Origin of the sequence: Thioclava sp. IC9, assembly GCF_002213225.1 — a bacterium.
In the GTDB taxonomy this organism is placed as follows: Bacteria; Pseudomonadota; Alphaproteobacteria; order Rhodobacterales; family Rhodobacteraceae; genus Thioclava; species Thioclava nitratireducens.
Genome location: NZ_NBNX01000005.1, coordinates 159314 through 175472 on the forward strand (window position 1 = coordinate 159314; position 16159 = coordinate 175472).

14 protein-coding genes are annotated in these 16159 nt (G+C 66.1%); 12 read left to right on the forward strand and 2 right to left on the reverse strand.

Going from position 1 to position 16159, the window contains the following annotated elements:
- Nucleotides 1-44: 44 nt before the first annotated feature.
- From B6V76_RS14390 to recN, 10 genes are all read left to right on the forward strand, one after another.
- On the forward strand, nt 45-1235 hold the full coding sequence (locus B6V76_RS14390) for an APC family permease (protein WP_075775605.1): 1191 nt from the start codon (nt 45-47) through the stop codon (nt 1233-1235).
- Complete coding sequence (locus B6V76_RS14395; protein WP_075775604.1) at nt 1232-1483, forward strand: DUF2484 family protein; 252 nt, start codon at nt 1232-1234, stop codon at nt 1481-1483. The genes B6V76_RS14390 and B6V76_RS14395 overlap by 4 nt, the downstream gene beginning before the upstream one ends.
- Nucleotides 1484-1531: 48 nt before the next feature.
- Complete coding sequence (gene murB, locus B6V76_RS14400) at nt 1532-2464, forward strand: UDP-N-acetylmuramate dehydrogenase (RefSeq protein WP_088727769.1); 933 nt, start codon at nt 1532-1534, stop codon at nt 2462-2464.
- A 66-nt stretch (nt 2465-2530) separates the two neighbouring features.
- On the forward strand, nt 2531-3445 hold the full coding sequence (locus B6V76_RS14405) for a D-alanine--D-alanine ligase (protein WP_088727770.1): 915 nt from the start codon (nt 2531-2533) through the stop codon (nt 3443-3445).
- A gap of 53 nt (nt 3446-3498) precedes the next feature.
- Nucleotides 3499-4398: a cell division protein FtsQ/DivIB gene (locus tag B6V76_RS14410; protein ID WP_075775739.1), complete on the forward strand. Its 900-nt coding sequence runs from the start codon at nt 3499-3501 to the stop codon at nt 4396-4398.
- Complete coding sequence (gene ftsA / locus B6V76_RS14415; RefSeq protein ID WP_075775601.1) at nt 4395-5720, forward strand: cell division protein FtsA; 1326 nt, start codon at nt 4395-4397, stop codon at nt 5718-5720. Before B6V76_RS14410 ends, ftsA begins: the two co-directional genes overlap by 4 nt.
- A 269-nt stretch (nt 5721-5989) precedes the next feature.
- On the forward strand, nt 5990-7693 hold the full coding sequence (gene ftsZ / locus B6V76_RS14420; RefSeq protein WP_088727771.1) for a cell division protein FtsZ: 1704 nt from the start codon (nt 5990-5992) through the stop codon (nt 7691-7693).
- Nucleotides 7694-7927: 234 nt separating this feature from the next.
- Entirely contained in the window at nt 7928-8848 is a 921-nt protein-coding gene (lpxC, locus tag B6V76_RS14425; protein ID WP_088722592.1) for a UDP-3-O-acyl-N-acetylglucosamine deacetylase, read from the forward strand.
- Between the two features lie 179 nt (nt 8849-9027).
- A complete protein-coding gene (locus tag B6V76_RS14430) occupies nt 9028-9876 on the forward strand; it encodes an outer membrane protein assembly factor BamD (RefSeq protein WP_075775738.1) in 849 nt (282 codons plus the stop codon).
- 21 nt (nt 9877-9897) lie between these two features.
- Nucleotides 9898-11547: a DNA repair protein RecN gene (gene recN / locus B6V76_RS14435; protein WP_088727772.1), complete on the forward strand. Its 1650-nt coding sequence runs from the start codon at nt 9898-9900 to the stop codon at nt 11545-11547.
- 11 nt (nt 11548-11558) lie between these two features.
- On the opposite strand, the gene B6V76_RS14440 is transcribed toward recN, so the two are convergent.
- Together B6V76_RS14440 and B6V76_RS14445 are read right to left on the reverse strand one after the other, a co-directional pair.
- Nucleotides 11559-11951, reverse strand: coding sequence for an SgcJ/EcaC family oxidoreductase (locus B6V76_RS14440; RefSeq protein ID WP_075775597.1), 393 nt, complete (start codon nt 11949-11951; stop codon nt 11559-11561).
- Nucleotides 11948-13324 (reverse strand): FAD-linked oxidase C-terminal domain-containing protein, encoded by a 1377-nt coding sequence (locus B6V76_RS14445; RefSeq protein ID WP_088720218.1) that lies wholly within the window; start codon nt 13322-13324, stop codon nt 11948-11950. Before B6V76_RS14445 ends, B6V76_RS14440 begins: the two co-directional genes overlap by 4 nt.
- A 178-nt stretch (nt 13325-13502) precedes the next feature.
- Between B6V76_RS14445 and B6V76_RS14450 the strand changes: the two genes are divergently transcribed.
- Together B6V76_RS14450 and B6V76_RS14455 are read left to right on the forward strand one after the other, a co-directional pair.
- Nucleotides 13503-14891 (forward strand): bifunctional enoyl-CoA hydratase/phosphate acetyltransferase, encoded by a 1389-nt coding sequence (locus B6V76_RS14450; RefSeq protein ID WP_088727773.1) that lies wholly within the window; start codon nt 13503-13505, stop codon nt 14889-14891.
- Complete coding sequence (locus tag B6V76_RS14455; protein ID WP_088727774.1) at nt 14888-16060, forward strand: acetate/propionate family kinase; 1173 nt, start codon at nt 14888-14890, stop codon at nt 16058-16060. The genes B6V76_RS14450 and B6V76_RS14455 overlap by 4 nt, the downstream gene beginning before the upstream one ends.
- The last annotated feature ends 99 nt before the right edge of the window (nt 16061-16159 follow it).

Sequence of the window (16159 nt, forward strand, 5' to 3'; positions counted from 1 at the left end):
GCGGCGCTGCCACGTCGTCTCATGTGGGCAAGGAAAGCCACACTATGCGTGACGAGGCGCATCTGAAACGTCGATTGGGTCCGTGGTTGATGACCGGCTACGGGGTCGGCGTCATGGTGGGCGCGGGTATCTACGTGCTGGTCGGCGCGGTCGCGGCGCAGGCAGGGATCTGGGCGCCGCTGGCCTTCGTGCTTGCGGGGCTGATCGCGGCCCCCTCGGCGCTTTCCTATGCCGAACTCTCTTCGCGCATCCCCGAAGCCGCCGGGGAGGCGGCCTATGTGGAGGAAGGGCTGCGCAGCCATGCGCTGGCTCTGATCGTGGGTCTGGGCATTGTCGTGGCAGGCACGGTCTCCGCGGCGGCGGTGCTGCGCGGTGGGGCGGGGTACCTGACGCTGCTGGTGCCGTTGCCGGTCGAGGGCGTGATGATCGCCTTCGGGCTGGCGCTGATCGGCGTCGCATGCCTCGGCGTGCTCGAATCCGTCGGTCTCGCCGCGGCGCTGACGCTGGTCGAGGTGGTCGGGCTCGCGCTGGTCATCTGGGCGGGGCTCTCCGCCGATCCGAGCCCCGATCTCACGCCGCTGCCCGCGCCGCACTGGGCCGGGATCGCGGCGGCCGCCTCGCTCGCTTTCTTCGCCTTCATTGGTTTCGAGGACATGGTGAACATGTCCGAGGAGATGCGCGACCCCATCCGTGACATGCCGCGCGCGATCCTCGCCGCGCTCGCGATCACCGCCGTTCTGTATCTGACCGTGAGCTATGCCGCCGTGCGTGCGGTGCCGCTGGCCGATCTCGCCCGCTCCGAACAGCCGCTGGCGCTGGTATGGCAATCGGCGGGGCACGCGCCCGGAATCCTCGCCGCGATCGCGGTGGCGGCGGCGCTGAACGGGGTGCTCGCGCAGGTGGTGATGGCGGCGCGCGTGCTGTTCGGTCTCGGTCGCCGCAGCCCCGCGCTTTCGGTTTTTCATCAGGCGCATCCGCGCTTTGGCACGCCGGTTCTCGCGACACTTCTTTGCGGCGTGGCGATGATTGCGCTTGCGCTCGCCGCCCCGGTCGAGCAATTGGCCGGTATTACCTCGAAGGTGCTTCTGGGCGTCTTCCTTCTCGTTAACTTGTCGCTCGTCGCGCTGAAAAGCCGGTCCGACTATGCGCCGTTCAAGGTGCCGATGGCGGTTCCGGTGGTGGGCGCATTGGTCGCCGGAGCGGCCCTGATTGCAGCCTTGGGAGGTTTCTCATGACCGTCTCGCTCTTTCTCGCTTGTGTCTGGGCACTCATAGCCACGCTGATCGCGATGGGGCCGCGGCGGTTTCATTGGCCGGGCGCGTGGGGGCTGATCGCGGTGGGGGTGCCGCTGGTCGGCTGGGTGACCTATCAGAACGGTCCGATCTGGGGGCTGCTGGTCATGGCGGGCGGGATGTCCGTGCTGCGCTGGCCGGTCATTTTCCTCGTCCGGGCGCTGCGCGGCACGCGCGACACCGCTGAGTGATCTCACGATCGCTTGCTTCGCCCCGCGCGCGAGGCTACGAAACGCGCCATGACCGATTGCCCCTCGACCTATACTCCGCGCGGCGCTCTGACGCCGAACCGTCCGCTTGACTCGCTGACCTGGCTTCGCGTGGGCGGCCCGGCCGACTGGCTGTTCCAGCCTGCCGACGAGGATGACCTTGCCGCCTTCCTGAAAGGCCTGCCCGAAGAGATCGCGGTCTTCCCGATGGGCGTCGGCTCGAACCTGATCGTGCGTGATGGCGGTCTGCGCGCGGTGGTGATCCGCATGGGGCGCGGTTTCAACGGCATCGACTGCGAGGGCGAGACCGTCACCGCAGGTGCGGCGGCGCTGGACGCCCATGTCGCGCGCAAAGCGGCGCAGGCGGGGCTCGATCTGACTTTCCTGCGCACGATCCCCGGCGCGATTGGTGGCGCGGTGCGGATGAACGCGGGCTGCTACGGCAGTTACGTGGCCGGCCACCTGATCGAGGCGCGTGCGATCACGCGGGCAGGGCAGCGGGTCACGCTCACGCCCGCCGATCTGAACTTCGCCTATCGTCAGAGCGATCTGCCCGAGGGCTGGGTGCTGACGGGCGCGACTTTCCGCGCCGAACCCGGCGATCCGGCGGCGCTCGAGGCGCATATGGCTGAACAGCTGGCCAAGCGCGACGCGACCCAACCCACCAAGGAGCGCACCGCCGGATCGACCTTCCGCAACCCGGCGGGCTTTTCCTCGACGGGACGCGCCGATGACACGCATGAGTTGAAGGCGTGGAAGGTCATCGACGACGCCGGCATGCGCGGCGCGCGCATCGGCGGCGCGCAAATGTCGGAAAAACACAGTAACTTTATGATCAACACTGGCGGGGCGACCGCGGCCGATCTCGAAAATCTCGGGGAAGAGGTGCGCAAAAAGGTTGTGCAATCGAGCGGAATTTCGCTAGAGTGGGAAATCATGCGTGTAGGAGAATTCGAGGCATAAGACCTCCACCCTTCAACGCAATTACCGGACGGGGGCCAACCCCCGCATGAGGCGAAAGTAGCGGGTATGTCGAGCAGGGCATCCCACCGTGTGGCGGTTCTTCTGGGCGGCCCTTCTGCTGAGCGGGAGGTGTCTCTGTCCTCGGGGCGCGAATGCGCCAAGGCATTGCGCACGGCGGGTTTCGAAGTGATCGAGATCGACGCGGGAGAGGATCTTCCGCAACGGCTGAACGATGCCGCGCCTGACTGTGTTTTCAATGCTTTGCACGGGCGCTGGGGCGAAGATGGCTGCGTTCAGGGCATGCTCGAATGGCTCCGTATCCCCTATACTCATTCCGGCGTTCTGGCCTCTGCGCTGGCCATGGACAAGGCCCGCGCCAAGCAGGCCTATGCCGCCGCGAACCTGCCCATTGTGCAATCGGTGATCGCCTCCAGGGGTGACGTGGTGGCGCGGCACGTGCTGCCCGCGCCCTACGTCGTGAAGCCGAATAACGAAGGATCGTCCGTCGGCGTCTACCTGGTGATGGACGGCGCGAATTCTCCGCCGCAGCTGTCGGCCGAGATGCCCGAAGAGGTGATGGTCGAGACCTACGCCCCGGGCCGCGAATTGACCGTTTCCGTGATGGGCGAGCGCGCGCTCTGCGTGACCGAAATCATCACCGAGGGCTGGTATGACTATGACGCGAAATACCGCCCCGGCGGATCGCGTCACGTCCTTCCCGCCGAAATCCCCGTCGAGATCACCGAAGCCTGTCTCGATTACGCAATTCGCGCACATCAGGTGCTGGGCTGCCGGGGGCTCTCGCGCACCGATTTCCGCTGGGACGAGGGCAGGGGGCTCGCCGGTCTCGTGCTGCTGGAAACCAACACCCAGCCCGGCATGACGCCCACCTCGCTTTCGCCCGAACAGGCGGCCCATTGCGGCATCGACTTCCCGGAGCTTTGCGCCTGGTTGGTGGAGGACGCCTCATGCGGCCGCTGAACGGGACCCCGCCGCGCGAAGCCCCCGGGCATCGCAAAGGCCCTCCGGGCGGCATGGCTCCTCGCGTTTACCAACGCTCCAAACGTCCCGCGCGCCGCGATCCCGCGCCGTCGCGGCTCGCTTTCAAGCTCGAACGCCTGTGGCTGACGCCCGCCGTGCGCGCCTTCACCCGGATCGGCCTTCCGCTCGTGTTGATCGTTGCGGGCCTTGGGGTATGGCTCGGCGATCCCGGCCGCCGCGCCGAGCTGGTCGCGCAGGTGCAGGACGTGAAGGACGCGATCGAGCATCGCCCCGAATTCATGGTCAAGCTGCTCAAGATCGAGGGTGCGAGCCCCGAGGTCGCGCATGCCGTGCGCGCGATGCTGCCGGTGGGGCTGCCCGCGTCCAGCTTCGACATCGACCTTGATGCCTATCGCGATACGATCCGCCGGCTCGATGCGGTGGCCGATGCGCGCCTCGTGATCCGCCCCGGTGGCGTGCTCGAGGCCGACGTGACCGAGCGCGTGCCCGCGATCCTCTGGCGGCAGCCAGCGGGTCTGGAAATGCTCGACGCCTCCGGCCACCGGGTCGCCACGCTGATTTCGCGCGACGCGCGCCCCGATCTGCCGGTGATTTCCGGCATGGGCGCGGACAAGGCGGTGCCCGAGGCGCTGGAGATCATCGCCGATGCCGGTCCGATCCTGCCGCGCCTGCGCGGGCTGGAGCGGTTGGGCGAGCGGCGCTGGGACATGGTGCTCGATCACGATCAGCGCATCATGCTCCCCGAGACCGATCCCGTCGCCGCTCTCGACCGCATCCTCGCGCTCAATACCGCCGAGGATCTGCTCGCCCGCGATTTCACCGTGATTGATTTTCGAAACAAGGACCGTCCGACGATCCGGCTCAGCGATAACGCGCTCGCCGAATTCCGCCGGGTGCAGTCAGACATTCTCAAAGCGAGGGCCACGCAATGACCGATCTCTACGAGTTCCAGCGCGCAATGCGCAACATGCGTAAGGCAGCGATGCAACGGGGCGTGATCGCGCTCCTCGATGTCGGCAGTTCCAAGATCGCCTGCCTCGTTCTGAAGTTCGACAATCCCAACGGGACCGAGGATGAAGGCTCGCTGGCGGGTCACGCCTCCGTGCGTGTGATCGGGGCCGCGACGACGCGCTCGCGCGGGGTGCGCTTCGGCGAGATCGACGCGATGGCCGAGACCGAGCGCGCGATCCGGACCGCCGTGCAGGCGGCGCAGAAGATGGCCAATACCCGTGTCGATCACGTCATCGCCTGTTTCGCGGGCGCCGAACCGCGCTCCTATGGTCTCGCCGGTGAGATCGAAGTGCAGGGCGATCAGGTCACCGAGGTGGATGTGAGCCGCGTGTTGGCGTCGTGCGATATCCCACCGCTCGGGGCAGGGCGCGAAGTGCTCCATGCGCAGCCAGTGAACTTCGCGCTCGACCATCGCTCGGGTCTGGCTGATCCGCGGGGCCATGCGGGGCAACGGCTCGCGGTCGACATGCATTTGCTGACCGTCTCCGACACCGCGATCCAGAACCTGATTTACTGCATCCGGCGCTGTGATCTCGAACTCGCGGGTATTGCGAGTTCGGCCTATGTTTCCGGCGTCTCCAGCCTTGTTGAAGACGAGCAGGAACTGGGCGCTGCCTGCATCGACATGGGCGGCGGTGCGACCGGCGTGTCGATCTTCATGAAGAAGCACATGATCTATGCCGACGCGGTGCGGCTGGGCGGCGAGCACGTCACCCGCGACATCGCGGCGGGGTTGCGGGTGCCGATGTCGGTCGCCGAGCGGATCAAGACCTTCCACGGCGGCGTTGTCGCCACCGGCATGGACGATCGCGAGATGATCGAGCTGGGCGGCGACTCCGGCGACTGGGAGAAGGATCGCCGCCAGGTAAGCCGGGCCGAACTGATCGGCATCATGCGTCCGCGCGTCGAGGAAATCCTCGAAGACGTGCGTGCGATCCTCGATGCCGCAGGGTTCGAGCATCTGCCCTCGAAGCAGATCGTGCTGACCGGCGGGGCGAGCCAGATCCCCGGCCTCGACGGGCTGGCTGCGCGAATCCTCGGCCAGAATGTAAGGCTCGGGCGACCGATGCGGGTGCAGGGGCTGCCGCAGGCCGCGACCGGGGCGGGCTTCTCTTCCGTGGTGGGGCTCTCGCTTTTCGCGGCGCATCCGCAAGACGAATGGTGGGATTTCGAAATGCCGCCCGAAACGCTGGGCGGGCGCTCGCTGCGCCGGGCCATCCGCTGGTTCCGCGATAATTGGTGAAATGTTGCAAAAGTGAAAATCGACTGATCTCAGACGCCTGTCGCGCGAACTTCAAGTTCGCGTAGCGGCGGCGGTCTGACCGCACGATCCACACAATATCCTGACGTTTGCGCGAAATACCGCTGGTCACGGAATCTGGAGCTCCAGATTTTGTGGTTCGGGACGGTTTTTTGCGTGACGCTGCGGCGATTCATCGCTAAAATCGGCCTAATTTCCATCGAAATCGGCCTGGGACAGGGTCGGGCAGCAACAACAGGCGGACATACCACATGGCGTTGAATTTGATGATGTCAGAGCACGAGGACCTCAAGCCCCGGATCACCGTATTCGGCGTCGGGGGCGCGGGCGGGAACGCGGTCAACAACATGATCGAGCAGCAGCTTGAGGGCGTGGAGTTCGTGGTCGCGAATACCGACGCTCAGGCGCTGCAGCAGTCTAAGTCGCAGGCCCGGGTCCAGATGGGCACCAAGGTCACCGAGGGGCTGGGCGCAGGCGCGCGTCCCACGGTGGGCGCGGCCGCGGCCGAAGAGAGCATCGAGGCGATCGTCGATCACCTTGCCGGGGCGCATATGTGCTTCATCACCGCCGGCATGGGCGGTGGCACCGGCACCGGCGCGGCGCCGATCATCGCGCAGGCCGCGCGCGAGCTTGGCGTGCTGACCGTTGGCGTCGTGACCAAGCCCTTCCAGTTCGAAGGCTCCAAGCGGATGCGTCAGGCCGAGCAGGGCCTCGAGGAGCTCCAGAAGGTCGTCGACACGCTGATCATCATTCCGAACCAGAACCTGTTCCGTCTGGCCAACGAGAAAACCACCTTCACCGAAGCCTTCTCGATGGCCGACGACGTTCTATATCAGGGCGTGAAAGGCGTGACCGACCTGATGGTCCGCCCGGGCCTGATCAACCTCGACTTCGCCGACGTGCGCGCGGTGATGGACGAGATGGGCAAGGCAATGATGGGCACCGGCGAAGCCACCGGCGAGGATCGCGCGGTTCAGGCGGCCGAGAAGGCGATCGCGAACCCGCTGCTCGACGAGATCTCGCTCAAGGGCGCGAAAGGCGTGCTGATCAACATCACCGGCGGCTACGACCTGACGCTGTTCGAACTCGACGAGGCGGCGAACCGGATCCGCGAAGAGGTCGACCCGGACGCAAACATCATCGTGGGTTCGACGCTGGATCCCGAGATGGAAGGCGCGATGCGCGTCTCCGTCGTCGCGACCGGCATCGACGCGCTGGCGAGCCCGGCGGAAATCCCGGTGCCGCGCCGCTCGCTGGCCGAGCCGCTGAAGCCCGCGGAAACCGCAGCCGAGGCCACCATCGAGCATGCACCCGCCGCGGCTGCCGCTCCGGCGCCGCAACCGGCACCCCAGCCTGCGCCGCAGCACGCGCCGGCCGCTCAGGCTGCCCCGCAGCCTGCGCCGCAACCGCAGCAGACCGCGCAAGAGCGGACCCTGTTCGATGCGCCCGCGGCGCGCGCCACGATGGATCAGCCGCGCGCCCACGAGGCCGCCGACGATCTGCCGCCGCCGGCCTACCGTCCGCAGCCTGCGCCGACGCAGGACCTGCATGTCGAAGACGGCGCGCATGACTATGTCGCACCGCGTCCGCGTCAGCCCGGCACCCCTTCGCCGGAGGCGCTGCGTCGCCTCGAGGCGGCGGTGAACAAGACCCCGTCGAACGCGCCCGCGCAGCGTCCGATGGCTGCGACTCGCCCCGCAGCGCAGCAGCAGCCGCAGCCGCAGGCAGAGCGTCCGCGTTTCGGGATCAACTCGCTGATCAACCGCATGACCGGTCACGGCCATGGCGAGCAGGGCCACGCGCCGCAGCAGCACGCTCCGCAGCAGCCTGCGCCGCAGCCCCACCAGCAGCGCCCGCAGACCGCTCAGCCGCGCGCGGAAGCCTACGATGACGAGCAATCCGACGATCAGGATCGCATCGAAATCCCGGCATTCCTGCGTCGTCAGGCAAATTAATCGGTCACAAAGACTTCACGAAACATCGAAAAGGGCCTGCGCGAGCGGGCCCTTTTCTATTGGAGAACAAAGGTTTACGTCCTCATACGCGGTGTTCCGCCAGATCACGGTCGCAATGTTTCAGGCCGTTACAAAGAGTGAATTGTTAACCGCGCCCTCTCTGACTAACTGATGCTGCGGCTCCCGAACCCGTGTGTTCGTTGATCGCCAGAGAAAAAAGTTGTGAGGTCTATCGTGCAGACGACGCTTGCCAAATCCGTGGCCTTTTCCGGCGTTGGGCTCCATTCGGGCGCCCCGGTCGAGATGCAAGTGCATCCGGCGCCGTCGGGCCATGGCATCGTGTTCCGTCGCACCGATGTGTCCGGCGTGAACCCTCGCGTACCCGCCTTGTGGAACAACGTGCCGAGCGCGACGCTCTGCACGCTGATCGAAAACGAGGATGGCGTCCAGGTCTCGACGATCGAGCATCTGATGGCGGCACTCGTCGGTTCGGGCATTCACAATGCGCTGATCTCGCTCGACGGGCCTGAAGTGCCGATCCTCGATGGCTCTTCGGCCCCGTTCGTCGCCGAGTTCTGCGAAGCCGGTCTGCGGCACCTCGCCGCGGAACTGCGCGCGATCCGCATCCTCAAGCCGGTCGAAGTGCGCAACGGCAAGGCCGTCGCGCGGCTCGAACCGGCCGCCAGCCTCGAGATCGATTTCGCGATCGACTTCACCGACGCCGCCATCGGCCGTCAGAGCAAGCGTCTCAAGATGGCCAACGGCGCCTTCGTGCGCGAGCTGATGGACAGCCGCACCTTCTGCCGCCTCGCCGATGTCGATGCGATGCGCGAGAAGGGGCTGAGCCTCGGCGGCACCTTCGAGAATGCCGTGGTCGTCGATGGCGACAAGGTTCTGAGCCCCGGCGGTTTGCGTCACGCGGACGAACCCGTGCGCCACAAGATGCTCGACGCGCTTGGCGATCTCGCGCTCGCGGGCGCGCCGATCCTCGGTCGTTATCGCGGCAACCGCGCGGGTCACGCGATGACGAACCAGCTTCTGCGGGCGCTGTTTGCGCGCCCCGATGCGTGGTGCTGGGAAACCTGCTCGCCCGCACAGGCTTACAGCCTGCCCGGAGCTGGTGTATGCTCGGCAGCGGCACTGGCATCGGCCTGAACGCATCGCGGCCCGGTCACGGGTTCGCGGGCATCGGGAAAAGGGGCGTCAAAACCCGCAAAGGCATTTTGCGCCCCGGATTTTTCTGTGCTAGGACATGCCGAACGGCCTCCGAACCGGGGCAGTGATTGACGGGTCCGGGGCCTTTCTCCGGCAACGAAAGAGGGATGGGGCAGGGCATGGCGCGCGGCAAATTAGCGGCAGCGAAACTCGGGGCTCTTGGTCTTGTTATGGCGCTTTCCGCCTGCGGTCCTGATCCGAACAAAGCACCGAACCTCGAAAACTTCACGGCCAAGCAAATCTACGAGCGCGGCGAATACGAGCTCGAGGTCGGCAATCCGCGGCGTCCCAACACCGCGCTGAAATATTTCTCCGAGGTCGAGCGGCTTTACCCCTATTCGCAATGGGCCAAGCGCGCCTTGATCATGGAAGCCTATGCTCAGCACAAGGCGAAGAATTACGAAGAAGCCCGCGCCTCGGCGCAGCGATTCCTCGACACCTATCCGGGTGACGAAGACGCGGCCTATGCGCAGTATCTTCTGGCGCTCAGCTATTACGATCAGATCGACGAGGTCGGTCGCGATCAGGGCCTGACCTTCCAGGCGCTGCAGGCGCTGCGCGACGTGATCGAGAAATACCCCGATTCCGAATATGCCCAGTCGGCTATGCTGAAATTCGACCTGGCCTTCGATCACCTCGCCGGCAAGGAGATGGAGATCGGGCGCTACTACCTCAAGCGCGGTAACTACACGGCGGCGATCAACCGCTTCCGCGTTGTGGTGGAGCAGTTCCAGACGACGACCCACACGCCCGAGGCGCTGGAACGTCTGGTGGAGGCCTATCTTGCGCTCGGCATCACCGATCAGGCGCAGACCGCCGCGGCGATCCTCGGCCACAACTTCCAGTCCTCGCCCTTCTATCAGGACGCGTACAACCTGCTGCAAAGGCGTGGGTTGAAGCCCGAGGCGAAGGGCGACGGGTGGCTGTCCAGCGTGTATCGACAGGTGATTCAGGGCAAGTGGCTCTGATCTGGGCCCTCATGGTCTGACATGCTTCATTCGCTGGATATCCGCGACATTCTGATTATCGAGAGGCTCGAGCTGGACTTCGGTCCCGGCCTCAACGTGCTGACCGGCGAGACCGGGGCGGGCAAGTCGATCCTGCTCGATTGCCTGGGCTTCGTCCTTGGCTGGCGCGGGCGCGCGGAACTCGTGCGTCAGGGCGCCGATCAGGGCGAGGTGACAGCGGTGTTCGAACTGCCCTCCGATCACCCCGCGCGCGACGTGCTGGCCGAGGCCGGCATTCCCGTAACTGACGAGTTGATCTTGCGTCGGGTGAATGCGCGTGACGGGCGCAAGACCGCGTGGATCAACGACCGCCGGGCGAGCGGCGACGTGCTGCGGCAAGTCTCTGCCTCGCTGGTGGAACTGCACGGTCAATCCGACGATGGCGGCTTGTTGAACGAACGCGGCCACCGCGCGCTGCTCGATGCCTTCGCGGGCCATTCCGAGCTGCTGGAGGCCACCCGCTCCGCCTGGAAAGCGCGCGCTGCTGCGGCGCGCAAGCTTGAGGCGGCGCGTAGCTCACTTGCGGCCGTGAAAGAGGAAGAGGAATTCCTGCGCCACGCCGTGAAGGAATTCGACTCGCTCGATCCCAAGCCCGGAGAGGAAGCCGAACTCGACGGTCAGCGCCGCCTGATGCAGGGCGCCGCGAAAATTCGCGAAGATGTGTCCCGCGCCTTTGCCGCTCTGGGCCCGGAAGGGGCGGAGGGGATGATGCGCGACGCCGATCGCTGGCTGCAGGGCGCTGCGGATCGGGCCGAAGGGCGCCTCGACGCGCCGCTGGAGGCCTTGGAGCGCGCGTTCCTCGAATTGGGCGAGGCAGCCCAAGGCGTGGAGACCGCGCTTGATGCGCTCGATTTCGACCCGCATGCCCTGGAGGCCTGCGAGGAACGTCTGTTCGCGATCCGCGGTTTGGCCCGCAAGCATGGCGTGCTGGCCGATGAACTGGCCGATTTCGCCAAAGGCCTGCGCGAGAAGCTTGCTGCGCTGGACGCGGGCGAGGAGGGGATCGGTGCGCTAGAAGCCGACCTCGCGAAAGCCGGTGCAACCTATGACAAGGCCGCCGTGGCCCTGTCGCAGGCGCGCGCCGAGGCCGCGGGGCAGCTCGATGCCGCGATGGCGGGCGAGTTGGCTCCGCTGAAGATGGACCGCGCCGTGTTCGAGACGCGCCTGTCCGAGGGCGAGCCCGGGCCGGAAGGCATCGATACCGTGCGCTTCACCGTCGCCACCAACCCCGGCGCGCCGGCGGGCCCGCTCAACAAGATCGCCTCCGGAGGCGAACTGTCGCGGTTCCTGCTGGCGCTGAAAGTCGTGCTCGCGCGCGGCACCGATACGCTGACCCTGATCTTTGACGAGATCGACCGCGGCGTGGGCGGAGCCACCGCCGATGCCGTGGGGCGCCGCCTCGCAAAGCTGGCCGAAGGGGCGCAAGTCCTCGTCGTCACCCACTCTCCTCAGGTCGCCGCCCGTGGCGCCACCCATTTCCGCGTCGCGAAATCGGTGACTGACGGCATGACCACGTCCGAGGTCCGCGCGCTGGCCACAGCAGAGCGCACCGACGAGATTGCCCGGATGATCGCAGGCGCCGAAGTCACCGACGCCGCGAAGGCTGCGGCGCTGGACCTGCTGAAGGGGTAGGGGAGCGCCGCTTACCCCGCCTCCACGACGAACTGCGCGGCGACGATTTGCCAGCCATTCGGCGTCAGTTCCAGCGTTGCGGCCAGCGTGCAGCCGATGCGGCCGGCATCGGCGCCGTTCTCGGTGATGATCCCGGTCAGGACGAAGCGCTGCAGTACGACCGCTGCCTCGGCGCCGACAGGGCGCGATTTGGCCTTGCCGGTCACCAGGCGCGCGCGCGAGAAGGCGCCGGCGAGTTCGCCTGCGAACAACTCCGCGATCTGGGTGCGACCGGAGGCGACTCCACCCGTCAGCGAGATGAAATCGGCATCTTCCGCGAAGAATCCCGCAAGCGCCTGCGCATCGCGCGCGCCCCAGGCTTTTGCGAAGGCGCGGGGCAGCGCGTCCGGGGTCTCGAAGCTCATTCGTCCTGCTCCACCAGTTTACCGGGATTGAGAATGTTCTGCGGGTCGAGCGCGCGTTTGATCTGGCCCATCACGTCCCAACCCGCGCCATGCTCGTCGCGCATGTAGCCCGTCTTGCCCATGCCGATGCCGTGCTCGCCAGTGACGGTGCCCTGCATCTCGAGCGCGCGTTCGGCCATCTTCGCGGCCACTTTCTTTGCGCGTTTGAACTCGTCCTTATCCTCGGGATCGAGCAGCAGGACAGAGTGGAAATTCCCGTCGCCGACATGGCCCACAACGGGACCGATCAGCCCGGCCTCGATGATGTCGCGCTTGGTCGCGGCCACGGCCTCTGCCAGCCGCGAGATCGGCACGCAGATATCGGTCACCAGTCCCATGCAGCCGGGGCGATGCGCGATCGTGGCGGGGTAGGCGCCGTGACGCATCTTCCACAGCTTGTTGCGGTCCTCGGTCGTCGTCGCCCATTGGAAATCTGCGCCGCCCATCTCGGCCACGACTTCGCCGAACCGCTCGGAGGCCTCGGCCACACCGCTTTCCGAGCCGTGAAACTCGATCATCAGATGCGGTTTCGCGGGGAAATCGGTGCCGTTCGCCTCGTTGAAGATCTGCGCGGTGAGGTCGTCGACGAATTCGATCCGCGCCATCGGGATGCCCATCTGGATCGTCATCTGCACCGTCTCGACCGCCGCTTCCAGCGTATCGAAGGCGCAGACCGCAGAGGAGATAGCTTCGGGCTGGCCATGCAGGCGCAACGTCAATTCGGTGATGATCCCGAGCGTGCCTTCCGAACCCAGCATCAGCGCGGTCAGGTCATATCCGGCGGAGGATTTCTTCGCACGGCTGCCGGTCCGGATGATGCGGCCATCGGCCAGCACCACTTCCAGCGCCGCCACATTGTCGCGCATCGAGCCATAGCCCACCGTCGTCGTCCCGCTCGCCCGGGTCGCCGCCATGCCGCCAAGCGAGGCATTCGCGCCCGGATCGACCGGGAAGAACAGCCCCGTCGCGCGCAGATCCTCGTTCAGCGCCACGCGAGTCACGCCGGGCTGGACGCGGACCTGCATATCCTCGGCCAGAACCTCCACCACTCGGTCCATCTTCATCAGGTCGAGGCTGACCCCGCCGCGCACCGGCACGGCGTGTCCCTCCAGCGAGGTGCCCGTGCCGTAGGGCGTGATCGGCACGTCATGCGCGGCGCAGATCTTGACGATCTGGCTGACCTCTTCGGTGCTGGTCGGATAAGCCACGGCATCGGGGGGTGAGAAGGGAAACCACGTCTCGTTGCGGCCATGTTGGTCGCGCGCGCCTTTCGAGGTATCGAGCCGGTCGCCCAGCAAAGTTTCGAGTTCCGCCAGCGCCTCTGCCAGTGCCATGCAACGCCTCCCATGTCTTGCTGCCAAAGGTTTAGGCTCAGCCGCGCGGGAGTGAAAGGGTTTCAGCGGATTGTCGGCGGTTTTTGTCTCGGATCAAGGATTTGTCGCGAATCTTTGCCTAGGCAGCAGCGTGCAGGTCTCGCAGACTTGCAGTGCAGGAAAAAGAAGGAGCGCGCCAATGATGTTCGAGAGCCGGAAATGGGACGAGATCGAGGTCGGCCAGTCAGCCGAATTGAAGCGGCTATGCACTGCCGACGATTTCTATGTTTTCGCCGCCGCCTCCGGCAATCACAACCCGGTCCATCTCGAAGACGAGGACGGCGATGGCGACGGCCGGAAGGAGGCCTACGCGCCGGGCATGTTCGTGGCCTCTCTGATCACCGCCGTGCTGGGCAACCTGCTGCCGGGGCCGGGGACGCTCTACCGCGCGCAAAGCCTGCGCTTCCATGATCACGCGATGGCGGGTCAAGAGCTCTGCGCCCGCGTCGAGGTTCTCGAGAAGCTGCCCGGCGAGCTGCTGCGGATGAAGACGGAAGTGCGCCGTGTGGGCGATGACGCGCTGATCGTCGAGGGCGAGGCCGAGGTCCATGCCCCGCAGAAACACCTGAAATTCGATGCGCTCGAAGTGCCCGGCCTGATCTCGCAGCGCCGTCGCCATTTCGAGAAACTGCTGGAGAAGGCCGAGCCGCTGCCCGATCTGGTCACCGCCGTCGTCTGCCCCGAAGAGCCGGTGTCGCTCGACGGTGCGCTCCTCGCCGCCGAGCATCACCTGATCGAGCCGCTGCTGATCGGCCATCCCGAAAAGATCATGTCGGTCGCGAAAGAGCTCGGCCGCGACGTGACCAAATTCGAGATCCTGCCCGCCGAGACCGCCCGCGATGCCGCGCGCATGGCGGTGCAGCTGGTCAACGAGGGGCGCGCCGGCGCGGTGATGAAGGGCCATCTGCATACCGATGCGCTCTTGAAGCCGATGCTCGACAAGAATACCGGGCTGCGGATCGGCAAGCGCTTCACCCATGTCTTCGTCATGGATGTGCCGGGCGTTGTGCATCCGCTGATCGTCACCGATGCCGCGATCAATATCGCGCCCGATCTCGAGACCAAGGTGCATATCGTGCAAAACGCGATCGACGTGGCGATCTCGATCGGGATCGAGGTGCCGAAGGTCGGCGTGCTGTCTGCAGTCGAGACCGTGACACCCGCGATCCCGTCGTCCCTCGATGCGGCGCTCTTGTCGAAAATGGCCGAACGTGGGCAGATAATCGGCGGCGAGGTCGATGGCCCGCTCGCGATGGACAATGCCGTCGATCTGGCCGCCGCGCGCACCAAGGGCATCCGTTCCGCCGTGGCGGGCCGGGCCGAGGTGCTGGTCGCACCCGGGATCGACTCCGCGAATATGCTGGCCAAGCAGCTCGCTTACATCTCCCACGCGGAAGGGGCGGGGCTGATGCTGGGCGCGAAGGTGCCGGTGATCCTGAACTCGCGCTCTGATAGCGGGATGGCGCGGCTGGCCTCCGCTGCCGTGGCCTCGATCCACTACCACCGCACCTGCGGGGGCCGCGCATGAGCACCCGTGCTATTCTGACACTGAACTCCGGTTCGTCCTCGCTGAAGCTCGGGCTGTTCTCGGAAGACCTCGAGACGCTCGCGCTTGGTCATGTCGACCGGATCGGACGGCGCGAGGCGGCGATGAAACTCGGCGGACCCGATGGATCGCCACTGCCGCTGCCCGCCGCCGCGCCAGATGACTTCGTCACCAATGCGGCGGCGCTACACACTGCGCTTGCGGCCTTCCAGTCGGCCTTTCCCGGGCTGGACGTGATCGCGGTCGGCCACCGGATCGTGCATGGCGGGATCGACCACGCCGCGCCGGAACCCCTGTCCGAGCCGCTCATGGCGGAATTGGCCAAGCTCGCCCCGTTCGCGCCGCTGCACCAGCCACATAACCTCGCCGGTGTCCGTGCCGCGGTCGATACCTTCCCCGGCACGCCGCAGGTCGCCTGCTACGACACCGCCTTTCATCGCGGCCATCCCTTCGTCAGCGACACATTCGCGCTGCCGCGCCGCTATTACGAGCAGGGGGTGCGCCGCTACGGCTTCCACGGGCTGAGCTATGATTTCATCAATGGCGAACTGACGCGGACCGAGCCCGAGTTGCACAAGGGGCGGATGATCGTGGCGCATTTAGGCTCGGGTGCGTCGATGTGCGCGATCGAGAACGGCCAGTCCGTCGCCTCGACAATGGGGTTCTCCGCGCTGGAAGGCCTGCCGATGGGCACACGCCCGGGCGAACTGGACCCCGGCATCCTGCTCTACATGATGGAGCAGGAGGGGATGAGCCCGTCCGAGATTTCGACGCTGCTCTACAAGGAATCGGGCCTACTGGGCATGTCCGGCATTTCCAACGACATGCGCACGCTCGAGGCCTCGAACGATCCCAAGGCAAAAGAAGCGATCGACTATTTCTGCTTCCGCATCAAGCGTCAGATCGGCGCGATGGCGGCGGCGATGGGCGGCCTGGACGGGATCGTCTTCACCGGAGGGATCGGGGAGAACTCGACGCGCGTGCGCGCGCAGGCCTGCGACGGTCTGGGCTTCCTCGGGGTCGCGGTCAATCCCGACGCCAATGCCGAAAATGCGCGCGAAATCGGGGCGGGCGCGGTTCGGGTTCTCGTGATCCCGACCAACGAGGAAATCGTCATCGCGCGGGCGGCGAAAGCGGTACTCGACCTTTAGACGACGGCGCATGCGGCCCCTGCGGGACGCTCCGCGGGGGATATTTAGACCAATACGAAAGAGGGGACCCAGCTTTTCGGCTTGGCAAAAATATCCCCG